The organism is Streptomyces sp. F63 (genome assembly GCF_018070345.1).
Taxonomy (GTDB): Bacteria; Actinomycetota; Actinomycetes; order Streptomycetales; family Streptomycetaceae; genus Streptomyces.
This window is the reverse complement of record NZ_JAGPXX010000001.1, coordinates 465026-477568: the sequence shown is the minus strand read 5'-3', so window position 1 is coordinate 477568 and position 12543 is coordinate 465026. Positions and strand designations below refer to the sequence as shown.

Here is a 12543-nt window from a genome sequence, read left to right as displayed (position 1 = left end):
GAACCGTATGGCCACCACCCCGTCCGCCGGTGCGCGGAAGGACGCCGTCACCGGCTCGCCCGCCGGCGGCACCCCGCCCATGACCCACCGGCAGATCATGGAGGCGCTGTCCGGACTGCTGCTCGGCATGTTCGTCGCGGTGCTCTCGTCGACGATCGTCTCCAACGCCCTGCCGGAGATCATCTCCGACCTCGGGAGCGGGCAGAGCGCGTACACCTGGGTGGTCACCGCGTCCCTGCTCACCATGACGGCGAGCACTCCGCTCTGGGGCAAGCTCGCCGACCTGGCCAGCAAGAAGACCCTGATCCAGGTCGCCCTGATCGTCTTCGTGCTGGCCTCGGCCGGTGCGGGCCTCGCCCAGGACGCCGGAACCCTGATCGCCTTCCGGGCGGTCCAGGGGCTGGGCATGGGCGGCATGGCCGCCCTCACGCAGATCGTGATCGCGGCGATGATCCCGCCCCGCGAACGGGGCCGGTACAGCGGCTACCTCGGAGCCACGTTCGCCGTCGCCACGGTCGGCGGCCCGCTGCTCGGCGGGGTCATCACCGACACCTCGTGGCTCGGCTGGCGCTGGTGCTTCTACGTCGGAGTGCCGTTCGCCGTCGCCGCGCTGATCGTCCTGCAGAAGACCCTCCGGCTCCCGGTGGTCAAGCGGCAGGTGAAGGTCGACTGGGCGGGCGCGTTCCTCGTCGCGGCGGCCGTGTCGCTGCTGCTCGTCTGGGTGACTCTCGCCGGCGACCGGTACGCCTGGGTGTCCTGGCAGACCACGGTCATGGTGGGCGGCTCGGCCGTGCTCGGGCTGGCCTTCGTCCTCGTCGAGGCGCGCGCGAGCGAGCCGATCATCCCGCTACGCCTGTTCCGCAACCGGACGATCACCCTCACCTCGCTCGCCAGTCTCTTCGTCGGTGTGGCGATGTTCGGCGCCACCGTCTTCCTCAGCCAGTACTTCCAGCTCGCCCGGGGCGAGTCCCCGACCATGTCGGGCGTGCTGACGATCCCGATGATCGCGGGCCTGTTCCTCTCCTCGACCCTCTCCGGCCTCCTCATCACCCGCACCGGCCACTGGAAGCGCTGGCTGGTGACCGGTGCCGTCCTGCTCACCGCGGGCCTCGGCCTGCTCGGCACCATGCGGTACGACACCGCCTACTGGCGGCTCGCCGCCTTCATGGCCCTGGTCGGCCTCGGGATCGGCATGATGATGCAGAACCTGGTGCTGGCCGCGCAGAACCAGGTGGAACCGGGCGACCTCGGCGCGGCCAGCTCCGTCGTGGCCTTCTTCCGCTCCCTGGGCGGCGCCGTCGGCGTCTCGGCGCTCGGCGCGGTCCTCGGCCACCGCGTCACCGGCTACGTCCGCGAGGGCCTGGCGGACATCGGGGTCCGGCAGTCCGGCACCGGCGGCGGCATCCCGGACATGGACACGCTCCCGGCACCGCTGCGCGCGGTGGTCGAGAGCGCCTACGGACACGGCGTCGCGGACATCTACCTCTACGCGGCCCCGATCGCCCTGGTGGCGCTGGCGCTGACACTGTCGATCAAGGAGGTTCCGCTGAGGACGGCCGGCGGACTCCAGGAGGCGGTGGCCCGGCGGGCCGCGGACGAGAAGACCGTGGCGGAACCGGAGCCCGCGGAGGCCGGAACCCCCGCGCGCCTCGCCGCCACCGCCGGCCGCGGAGCCTCCGCGGCCACCCCGCCGGAAGGCGGGAACGGCTGACGGCCCCGCCGCGCCACCCCGCGCGCCCCCGGCCCGGAGCGGGCGGCCCCGCGGTTCACCCGCCGTCCGCCCCGGGCTCCGCCCGTCCACCCGCCGTCCCGCCGCCCCCGCCCCCGCCCGGGCCGGGCGGAAGCGCGGGCGAGCCGGGCAGGATGCCGAAGTCGCGCGCCGCGTTGCCGTGGCAGACCGCCCGCAGCCAGTCGTCCCCGAGGTCCAGCCGGGCCAGCGCCCGCAGCGCGTGGGCGTAGGAGTAGGGGATGTTGGGGAAGTCGGTGCCCAGCAGCACGCGGTCGCGGAGCGCGGCCAGCCGCGGGAGTTCCGGGAGGGGGAAGGGGCAGATCTCCTCGGAGAAGTCCGTGAACGCCATGGTGGTGTCCAGCCGCACCCCCGGATGACGCTCGGCGAGATCCAGGAACTCCGTGTACTCCGGCATGCCCATGTGCGCGACGATCAGCCGCAGCCGGGGATGGCGGGCGAGCAGCCGGCGGACCGGACCCGGCCCGGTGAACCTCCCCGGGACGGGCCCCGAACCGCAGTGGATCACCACGGGGACGGCGGCCTCCGCCAGCAGTCCCCACACCGGGTCGAGCAGCGGGTCGTTCGGGTCGTACGCCCCCACCTGAAGGTGCGCCTTGAAGACGCGGGCACCGCCCTCGACCGCCGCCCGGACGTACTCTCCGGCCCCGGGCTCGGGGAAGAAGGTCGCCGAGTGCAGGCAGTCCGGGGTACGGCGGGCGAAATCGGCCGACCAGGAGTTGAGCCAGCCGGCCATACCCGGCTTGTGCGGGTAGAGCAGCGAGGTGAAGGCGCGCACCCCGAAGGCCCGCAGCAGGGCCGTCCGCTCCTCCTCCGGGCGCCGGTACGTGATCGGCCAGGGCCGTCCGGTCAGCGGCCCGGCGGCGTCGAAGTACGCCCACACCTTGCGCAGCACGCGCTCCGGCATGAAGTGCGTATGGACGTCGATCAGGCCGGGAAGCCCCAACTCCCGCCGGAACCGGGCCACCTCCCGCACCTCCGCGCCGTCCTCCGCGGCACCCGGCCCGGCCGGCGCCCCGGACGCGGCGGGGCGGGCGCCCGGCTGCGCGCACCCCGACGGCTCGGTCCTCTCGCTCATACGGCATGCTCCCCGGCTCGGCGATCACGGAGCCGCCAGTATGCGCCGCCACACGCCACCGCTGTACGCCCGCCACATGCGAGAAGTGGCCGCGCGCCCGGCCCGACCAGCCCGCCACCCTGCCGGGGGGCCGCACCCGCCCGCAGCCGCGACGCCGACACCCCCACCCGCGACTACCAGCCCCAGCGCTCCACCAACACGACGAAACCCCCGAACGCGTGGGTTCGAGGGTTTCCAATGTCCTGAGACATCACACTGCGCGCTCGGCAGGATTCGAACCTGCAACCTTCTGATCCGTAGTCAGATGCTCTATCCGTTAAGCTACGAGCGCTTGCTTTTCCGGCGTTTTCGGCCAGTCGGCGTTGCGGGAACAACATTACATGACCCGCCGCGTGAGGCGAAATCCATTGCCAGAGCCCCCTGCCACCTGCGGAAACAGCCGTCCCCGGGCCACCTTGCGGAGCCCCGGGGACGGCGGAAGCCCCGGCCGTCGGCCGGGGCTTCGATGATCCTGGGGATCGAGCGGAGGCTCCGGGATTTGAACCCGGGATGGGGGGTTACCCCAAACCGCATTAGCAGTGCGGCGCCATAGACCAGACTAGGCGAAGCCTCCACAACCGCCCGCGCGACCGCGAGTGGTGTGTGCAGATGATGGCACAGCCTCATGGGCTGTCACCAATCGGACCCCACCGTACTCGGCGCGCGGGTCTCAGGGCAAAGCCCTTACGGTTCCCCACCGCGCCCCTGCACGCCCCTTCGTGCCCCGGAGCTCCTGCGGAAGCGCGCGGATCACCGTGTACCCGTCCCCCGTTCCCCCGTTCCGCCGTTCCCCCCGCCGCCCCGCGCCCGAGGCGCCCGGCACGCCGTCCGGCGCTTCGGGCGAGCGTTCTGCGCGTGCACCGCATGCACCGCGTACCGCACGGGGGTGGATCCGCTCGTACGGACGGACGCGGCCGGATTGCGCAACGCAACGGCGCGCACAGCGTTAGGAGAGACGGGTCCGGCGGTCCGCCGGACCCGTCCCGCCCTCAGGCCGGGACGGTGCGCGAGAGGCACCGTCCCCGCCCGCCGCCCGGTCCACCACACCCCAGGAGACACCATGCCGCTCCGCCGTCTCACGGCCGGCGCGCTCTGCGCGCTCGCCTTCCTCTCCTCCGCCCCCGCCGCCAGTGCCGGCGCGCCCCCGTTCCCCCCTTCCCCCCCGGCCGCACCGGCGGACGGGTACCGGGTGCCCCCGGCAGGAGAGGACCGGCTGGTCATCGTCGTCCGTGACGGCGGCAGCGACCGCGTCCTGGAGGGCTCGTACGCGCTCGACTGTCATCCGGCGGGCGGCACCCACCCCCGGGCGCGGGCCGCCTGCAAGCGGCTGGACGAGCTCAGCCGGTACGGCAGGGGACCCTTCACGCCGGTCCCGCCCCGTTCCGACTGCACCATGATCTACGGCGGCCAGGCCACCGCCCGGATCACCGGTTCCTGGGCCGGACGTCCGGTGAAGGCCCGCTACAGCCGCGTCAACGGCTGCGAGATCGCCCGCTGGAACCGCCTCCGCCCCGTCCTTCCCGACGTGGGCCACTGACGAGCCGCCGGACCCGCGACCGGAACGGGCACGCGGGCGGCTCCGCACGGGCCGCCCACCGGGGCCGTCCCGCCCGCCCGGCGCCCGTCGCCGGCCGCCGGAACCGCCCGGCGCGACCGCGCGCCATATGTCCGGTTGTACGCGGACCTGGACGGACCCGCACAAGGTCAACTTCTCCCCTCCTCTCATCCACCGCCGGCCGCCGGGCGGCTGCCCGTAGACTCCCTCTAGTGACAGACCGCGGAACGCGCGCCAGGATGCCCGGGGCTGTCGGCAATACGCGGTAACAGGAAGGAAGCGCCGTCGTGAGCAGCAGGCCATCCCGAGGCGCTGCTCGCCTCGCCGCCATACTCGATGCTCTGCCCGACGCCCTGCTGCTGGTCAACTGCAACGGCACCATCGTCAACGCGAACACCATCGCCCTGGAGACCTTCGAGTCACCCGGTACCGCGCTCGTCGGCCGCGGCCTGCTCGACCTGCTGCCGTCGTTCGACTCCAAGCGCATCCCCGGCTCGATGCGCCGGCCCGACGAGGGCGACGAGGGCCGCACCAAGCCGACGCGCATGGTGGCGCGGCGCACCGACGGCAGCGAGTTCCCGGTCGAGGTGACCAGCGCGAACCTGGAGGACGGCCGCACGCCGTACGAGTCCGCGTTCGAGGCCGCCTACGCCGACCACCACCACTACACCGGTGACGAACTGCTGATGCTCGTCGTCCGCGATCTCACCGGCACCCTCGACACCGAAGCGGAACTGGCCCGCCAGCAGCGTCAGACGGAGATGATCCTGCGCGCGGCGGCCGAGGGCGTCATCGGGGTGGACGGTGAGGGCCGGGTCGTCCTGGTGAACCCCGCCGCAGCGCAGATCCTCGGCTACCGCGCGAGCGACCTGGGCGGCAAGGAACTGCATCCGCTGATCCAGCACTCGCGCGCCGACGGTTCCCCGCTGCCGTTCGAGGAGACACCGCTCGCCGGCACGCTCAAGTCGGGGCTGAAGCACCGGATGCGCGGCCAGGTGCTGTGGGCGAAGGACGGGCGGGCGGTGGCCGTCGACCTCACCACCGCACCGGTGCGCGACGGCGACCAGCTGGTGGGCGCCGTCCTGGCCTTCACCGACCGGCGGCAGTACGACGCCCTGGCCGCCCGGCACGCCCAGCTGCTGGCCGTACTGGACCAGTCGCTGCGCGGCCCGCTGGACCAGCTCAGCGGTGAGCTCGGCGGGCTCGCCGCCGACCCGGGCGGACAGCTCTGGCCGGAGGCCAACCAGATCCTCCACCACCTGGCGGCCGGGTACTCCCGGATGACCACCCTCGTCGACAACGTCCTGGCTTACCAGCGGCTCGACACCGGCAAGGAGAAGCTGCGGCGGGAGTCCGTCTCGATGGACGCGGTGGTCGCGGCCGGCGTCGAGGGCGCGATCGAGCTGATCGGCCCGGGGCGCGCGCAGTTCGCGGTGCATGCCCCCACGATCGAGGCGGAGGTCGACGGCGAGCGGCTGGCGACGGCCCTGGCGCATCTCATCGCGGATGTGGCGGGCGTCGACTCCACGGGCAACACGATGGCGGGAGGCGGCTCGGGCGACTCCACGATCGTCGTGGCCGCCGCCCAGCGCGGAGAGGTCGTACGGATCGAGGTCCGCGGACCGTACACCGCCGGGGACCCCGTGCACGGGCCCATCGTGCGCGGCATCGTGCAGCGGCACGGCGGCGTGCTGCAGACCCACGAGGTGCCGGGGGTGGACGGCAGCGCGTACGTGCTCGAAGTACCGCTCAGCGCGGACGCCGGCCCGGCCGCACGGCCGCACGGCGACGCGGAACGCGACCGGGAAGGGGAGACGGCGGCCACGGTGATGCCGGTGCCGACCGCCCCAGCGCGCGGCACACCCGGAGCGCCCGGGGCCCCCGGCATGCCGAACGCGAGCGCGAGCGCCCCGGCCCACGAGACCAGTGACGGCCCGGCTGCCGACGGCACGGCCGCGGCCCCGGCCGGCGACGGCCCGGCCGGCGGGTCCGCGGAGAGCGGCCGCGGCGAGGGCGCCGGCCCCGCACCGGGCGTCCCGGCGCCGGCCCGCCCCGACCGCGGCCCGCGCCGCCAGATCGGTCCCGGTACGCGGACCGACGCGCCGGCCCCCACGCAAACCCCGGCGCAGGCGCCCGCCGGGCGGCGTGCCATGCCCGCCCTGCCCCCGGCCGCGAGCGACGCCGGGCGGCCGGGCGGATCAGCCGCCGCCGAACTGCGTCCCGCCGGCAACGGCCTCCAGCCTCCGGGCGGGCCGGCCGCCCCGGCGCACCCCGCCGCGTCTGCGGGCCCCCTGCCGCCCGCGGCGCCCGGTGACGCGGCGGACCCGGCCGCCGCCGCTCCCCGGCCCACCGGCCGGCGCCGCGGTCGGCCCAGCCCCGCCGAGGAGCGGTCCGGAGCGGAGGGCGGCCCCATGCCGCTGCAGGAGACCGCCGCACCACAGGGCCGCCGGGCGCGCCACGGCGGAGCCCCGGCCGACGGGCCCGCCGCACCCGCCGGGGGACCGCAGCAGGGCCGGCCGGCTCTGCCCGCGGCCGCGCCCGCCCCCGCTGCCGCACAGCCGTATCCGCGGCCCGGCACGGAACAGCCGGGTCCCCCGCCCCGTCCGGCCGCGGTGGCGACGGCGCCGGCCGAGTGGCCGGTACCCGAGGAGTCCGCGGCCGGCGGGGAGGCGTACGGGTCCGCCGCGCCTCAGGCCCCGACCGCGGAGAACGTCCCGCAGCAGAACCCGGCAGGCCGGCGCGCCCGCCGGCTCCCCGCCCCGGCCGGGGAGCCGGGTGCCGGGGAGTCCGTGGCGGACGCCGGTGAGGGCTGGGGTGCCCAGGCCGCGCCGGGCCCGGCCGCGCTGCCGCGCCCGGCGCGGCCGCAGGACGCACCGGCCCCCGGCCCCCGTCCCGGCGGTGGTACGGGTGTCACCGGGCCCGGGAGCGGAGCCCTCCCGCAGCAGGCGGCGGGGGCTCCCGCGGGACGGCGTGCCCGCCGTGCCCTCGCGCCGGGCGACCGGCCGATCCCGGAACAGCCCCAGCCGCAAGCCCAGGCCCGGCCGCAACCGCAGCCACAACCGCAACCGCAACCGCAACCGCAGCCGGCGTCCGGACAGGCGCAGCAGGCGTCCCGGGCGGCCCAGCCCGGGCGCGCCGAACCCGCCGCCGGGCGGCAGGCTTTCGCGCTGCCGCCCGCCGAGGCGGACCGGCTGCCGCCTCCGCCCTCCGGCGCCCCGGCCGTCGCCGTTCCGGTGCCGCCCGGCCCGGCGGCCGCCCCGGCCGCCCCGGCCCCGGGCGGCGGCGCGGGCGAACCGCAGCCATTTGCCCCGGAGACTCCGGATGCGCGGCCGTATGCCGGGAGCGGACCGGGTCCCGGCGGTGCCGGGCCGCAGCCCGGGCAGCCCCAGCCCGCACAGCCGTACGAACAGGACGCGCACGGGCAGTTGGCCGCCGACCCGGACCGGGACCACACCCCTGCGCAGCCGCATCCGCTCCCCACCGGCCGCCGCCGCGCCCGGCCCGCGCCCGACGCCGGACAGTCCGCGCCGGGCGGCGCACCCCGGCCCCCGCAGCCGGCCGCGGAGGCCACCGGGCAGCAGCCGCAGCAGGGTTGGGGCACCGACGGCTGGGGCGGCCGGCAGCCCGCGGCACCCGCGGCCGGGTCCGCACCCGCGCCGGACCCGGCCGCGCAGCCACCGGCGCAACCCGGTGGCTGGGGTACGGACGGCCGGGGGACCCCCGCGGCCGGGCCCACCGGCCGGGCGCAGGAGACCGCCGCGCACCCGTACCCACAGCAGCCCGCACCGGCCGGCGGGGCCCGGCCGCCCGGCGGTCCCGCCGCCACCGGCCGCCGTGCCCAGCCGCCGCAGGCGGCCCCGGGCGGCCCGCCCGCACAGCACGACACCCCAGTCCGGCAGGCGGCGCCGCAACCGGCACCGCAACAGGCGCAACAGATGCAACAGGCACCGGGGCAGCAGGCCGTGCCGCTGCGGCAGGTGCAGCAGCCCGCGCAGCCCCAGCAGACACGGCCGCCGCTGCCCGCCGACCAGGAAGCGGACACCACGCAGGGGCGCTCCATCAGCGTGCGCACCCTCGGCCAGGGGGTGCCGTTCGTCCAGCAGATCGCCGACCGCAGCCGGGCGCCGCAGCAGCCGCAGGCCCAGCCGCAGCAGACTCCGCAGCAGCAGACTCCGCAGACCGCCCCCCAGCCCGGCGGCCGGCGCCGCAAGCTGGCGGCCCCACCGGAGACGGAGCCCGCGGCCGCGGCCGCCACCGCGCCCCAGCCCGCGCCCGCACGTGCCCGGACCCAGGCCGCGCCCCAGCCGAACCCGCAGCAGCAGCCCCGGCTGCTGGACTCGCAGGGTGACGGACGCGCCTACGCGATAGGCGCCCCCCAGGAAGGCGCGGAGGGCCCGGAACCGCTGGACGGCCCGAACGGCGCCGTGGACGTCACCGACGTGCAGACCAGTCCGCCGCTCGACGACGAACTGCCGCCGGAGCCACTGGACAATCCGCGTCGGCTGCTCGTCTGGCCCGTTCCCGACGCGGGCACCCAGCAGGCGCTGAGCGACCGCGGCTACCGTCCGGTGATCGTCAACTCCCGTGAAGAGGTGGACGCGCAGATCGCCGCCTACCCCGCGGCGCTCTTCGTCGATCCGCTCACCGGGCCGATCACCCGGACCGCGCTGCAGTCGCTCCGGGCCGCCGCGGTGGCCGCCGAGGTGCCCGTCCTGGTGACGGCGGGCCTCGGCCAGGCCACACGGGAGGCCGCGTACGGTGCCGACCCGGCGGTGCTGCTGAAGGCGCTCGCCCCGCGCGACAGCGAGCAGCATCCGCCGCGTGTCCTGCTGATCGAGGAGCGCGACGCGATCGCGGGCGCCCTGGCCGCGACCCTGGAGCGGCGCGGCATGCAGGTGGCGCGGGCCGTGTCGGACGCCGACGCGGTCACACCGGCGGCGCAGATGCGGCCGAATCTGGTGGTGATGGACCTGACGCAGGTGCGCCGGCGCCGGGCCGGGATCGTGGACTGGCTGCGCGCGAACGGGCTGCTGAGCCGCACCCCGCTGGTCGTCTACACGTCGGCCGGCATCGACCCGGCGGATCTGCACCTGCTGAACACGGGCGAGACGGTTCTCTTCCTGGCCGAGCGCTCGACGAACCCCGAGGTGCAGGACCGTATCGTCGATCTGCTGGCCAAGATCGGCGCCAACTGACCGGCGCCGTCCGGATACCCGGCCCACACGGGACGAGCGTGCCGTACCGGCGGCCCGTGCCATGAGGGTGCTCACGCGGCCGGTGTCCCGGTGTCCGGACCGGCTTCCGGCCTCGGGCCCGGCTCGGGATCCGGGCCCTTCCGGTTCCACCGGGGCCGGGCCCGGTCTGCCGCCCGGCGGAGGCCGGCGCCGAACGGGGCCGGGGCCGGGCCGGCGCGGCCCCGCGCGGTGAGCGCGAGCCGCGGCAGCCGCCGGGGACGCCCGTGCCACCCGGGCCCGCGCCGAACAGCGGACGGGGAAGAACCGCCCGGAACCGGAGCGGCAACGGCCCCTCGGGGCGGGTCTCCGCGGATCTCCGGCCGCGCCGCCGCCTCGGCGCGAGGACGGGCCGCCGCCTCCCGCCCGTGGGCGGAGCGGCGGCGGCCCGTCGCGATCCGGTGTCCGGAGCGGCCCCGCACCGGAGCCGGAGGCGGGTCACACCCGGCTGACGTCCAGCTGTCCGTCCGCGTACTGCTTGCGCAGCACCTTCTTGTCGAACTTGCCGACGCTCGTCTTCGGTACCGACTCGATCACCGACCACCGCTCCGGCAGCTGCCAGCGGGCGATCCGCTCACCGAGGAAGGACTTGAGCGCCTCCAGGTCCGCGGTCGCCCCCTCCTTCAGCACGACCGTCGCCAGCGGGCGCTCTCCCCACTTCTCGTCGGGTACGGCGACGACCGCCGCCTCCGCGACCTCCGGGTGGCCCATCAGCGCGTTCTCCAGCTCCACCGAGGAGATCCACTCACCGCCGGACTTGATGACGTCCTTGGCGCGGTCGGTGAGGGTGAGGTAGCCGTCCGGGCTGATGGTGCCGACGTCTCCCGTGCGCAGCCAGCCGTCGGGGCTGAACTTGTCCTCGGGGCGGGAGGGTTCGCCGTCCCCGCCCCCGTAGTACGCGCCCGCGATCCACGGTCCGCGCACCTCCAGCTCGCCCGCGCTCTGCCCGTCCCACGGCAGGAACTCACCGCCGGGTCCGGCCAGCCGCGCCTCGACGGACGCAGGGAAGCGGCCCTGGGTGACGCGGTAGGCCCAGGCGGCCTCCTCGTCCGCCCCGGCCGGCGGGTGCGCGATGCTGCCGAGCGGCGAGGTCTCCGTCATGCCCCAGGCATGGACGACGGTGATGCCGTGCCGCTCCTCGAACTCCCGCATCAGGGAGGGCGGGCAGGCGGAGCCCCCGATGACGACGCTGCGGAGCGAGGAGACGTCGCGCGGCCTGGCGTCCAGTTCGGCCAGCAGGCCCTGCCAGATCGTGGGGACGGCGGCGGCGAGCGTCGGCCGCTCGCTCTCGATCATCTCGGCGAGCGGTGCGGGCTGCAGGAAGCGGTCGGGCATCAGCAGCGAGGTGCCGGCCATGAAGGCGGCGTGCGGCAGGCCCCAGGCGTTGACGTGGAACATCGGCACCACGGGCAGCACGGTGTCGGCACCGGTGGCGCCGAAGGACTCGCCGCTGTTGGACTGCATCGAGTGCAGATAGATCGAGCGGTGGCTGTAGGCGACGCCCTTGGGGTCGCCGGTGGTGCCGGAGGTGTAGCAGAGGGCGGCGGCCTCGCGCTCGTCGATCTCCGGCCAGGCGTAGTCGGAGGGGCGGCCGGCGATGAGTTCCTCGTAGTCGTGCACGCGGGGGCGGCAGCCGTCCAGGACGGAGCGGTCGCCGGGTCCGGAGACGACGATGTGCTCGACGGTGCCGAGTGCGGGGAGCAGCGGGGCGAGCAGCGGCAGCAGCGAGCCGTCCACGAGGACGACGCGGTCCTCGGCGTGGTTGACGATGAAGGCGAGCTGGTCGGCCGGCAGCCGCAGATTGAGGGTGTGGAGCACCGCGCCCATGGAGGGGATCGCGAGATACGCCTCCAGATGGACGGCGTTGTTCCACATCAGCGTGGCGACGCGCTGGTCACCGTGTACGCCCAGTTCGTCGCGGAGCGCGTGAGCCAGCCGGCCGGCGCGCTCCCCCACCTCGGCGAAGGTCCGGCGCTGGGGCGCGCCCTCCCCGGTCCAGGTGGTGACCTGCGAGGTGGCGTGGATCGTCGAGCCGTGCCGCAGAATGCGGCTCACGGTCAGGGGTACGTCCTGCATTGTGCTCAGCACCGTCGGCCTCCCGGGGCAGCGGTCACGCAGCGGTAATGTGCCGCCGATTCTGCGGCCATACCACTTGGTATGTCACTACCTCTGAGGTAACGCTTCTGCAATCCGCCCGTCGCCCGCGGTCCGCATACCGGATGGTACGTGCGCAGGTCAGTCCCGCACGGGCAGGAGTTCGGGATCCTCCCGCAGCTTGGCCAGCGCCCGGGAGACCGCACTCTTGACCGTACCGACGGAGACCCCGAGCACCTCGGCGGTCCGCGCCTCGCTCAGGTCCTCGTAGTACCGGAGGACGACCATGGCCCGCTGGCGGTCGGGCAGCCGCAGCACCGCACGCCACATCGCGTCGCGAAGCACCTGCTGCTCGGCCGGGTCCGGCGCCGGGGCGGCCTCCCGCTCCGGGAGCTCGGCGCAGGCGAACTCGTCGACCCTGCGCTTGCGCCACTGCGAGGTGCGGGTGTTGATCAGGGCACGCCGGACATAGCCGTCCAGCGCCCGGTGGTCCTGTATCCGCTCCCAGGCGAGATACGTCTTGGTCAGCGCGGTCTGCAGCAGGTCCTCGGCATCACACGGGTCCGGAGTCAGCGAACGGGCGGTGCGCAGCAGCACCGGCCCGCGGGCCCGTACGTAAGACGTGAACTGAGTCGCGGTCGCACCGGTGCGCACTGGCGTGGTCATGGCTCAACGCTAGGAGCGGGTGACTCGCGACGGATCGCCCGCAGGTGCCGAAGCGGCGTCCGCCTCAGGTTGTAGGGGTGTACCCGGCCCCACCCCCTGGAGGGGGAGAGGCGGGCGCCCCGGCATCAGGGTG

Annotated in this window: 6 protein-coding genes and 2 tRNA genes; 3 read left to right on the top strand and 5 right to left on the bottom strand. The window is 75.5% G+C overall.

Annotated features, from left to right (window positions below; translation table 11 throughout):
* Positions 1-7: 7 nt before the first annotated feature.
* Positions 8-1711, top strand: a complete 1704-nt coding sequence (locus tag KBZ10_RS02105) for an MDR family MFS transporter (RefSeq protein ID WP_307847122.1) — start codon at positions 8-10, stop codon at positions 1709-1711.
* Positions 1712-1766: 55 nt separating this feature from the next.
* Here KBZ10_RS02105 and KBZ10_RS02100 read toward each other — a convergent pair whose 3' ends face one another.
* The 3 genes from KBZ10_RS02100 to KBZ10_RS02090 all read right to left on the bottom strand — a co-directional run bounded on the left by KBZ10_RS02100 (position 1767) and on the right by KBZ10_RS02090 (position 3438).
* Complete coding sequence (locus KBZ10_RS02100; RefSeq protein WP_210985694.1) at positions 1767-2825, bottom strand: amidohydrolase family protein; 1059 nt, start codon at positions 2823-2825, stop codon at positions 1767-1769.
* A 258-nt stretch (positions 2826-3083) separates the two neighbouring features.
* Positions 3084-3156, bottom strand: a tRNA-Arg gene (locus KBZ10_RS02095).
* A gap of 192 nt (positions 3157-3348) precedes the next feature.
* Positions 3349-3438: transfer RNA gene (locus KBZ10_RS02090), tRNA-Ser, on the bottom strand.
* A 486-nt stretch (positions 3439-3924) separates the two neighbouring features.
* Between KBZ10_RS02090 and KBZ10_RS29060 the strand changes: the two genes are divergently transcribed.
* Positions 3925-4401, top strand: coding sequence for an SSI family serine proteinase inhibitor (locus KBZ10_RS29060; RefSeq protein ID WP_247701611.1), 477 nt, complete (start codon positions 3925-3927; stop codon positions 4399-4401).
* Positions 4402-4706: 305 nt separating this feature from the next.
* Positions 4707-9614 (top strand): PAS domain-containing protein, encoded by a 4908-nt coding sequence (locus KBZ10_RS02080; protein ID WP_210985692.1) that lies wholly within the window; start codon positions 4707-4709, stop codon positions 9612-9614.
* Positions 9615-10088: 474 nt separating this feature from the next.
* Here the strand turns inward: KBZ10_RS02080 and KBZ10_RS02075 are convergent, their stop codons facing one another.
* Together KBZ10_RS02075 and KBZ10_RS02070 are read right to left on the bottom strand one after the other, a co-directional pair.
* Positions 10089-11738, bottom strand: a complete 1650-nt coding sequence (locus tag KBZ10_RS02075; protein WP_210985691.1) for a long-chain fatty acid--CoA ligase — start codon at positions 11736-11738, stop codon at positions 10089-10091.
* A gap of 147 nt (positions 11739-11885) precedes the next feature.
* Positions 11886-12410, bottom strand: coding sequence for a SigE family RNA polymerase sigma factor (locus KBZ10_RS02070; protein WP_210985690.1), 525 nt, complete (start codon positions 12408-12410; stop codon positions 11886-11888).
* Positions 12411-12543 lie beyond the last annotated feature (133 nt).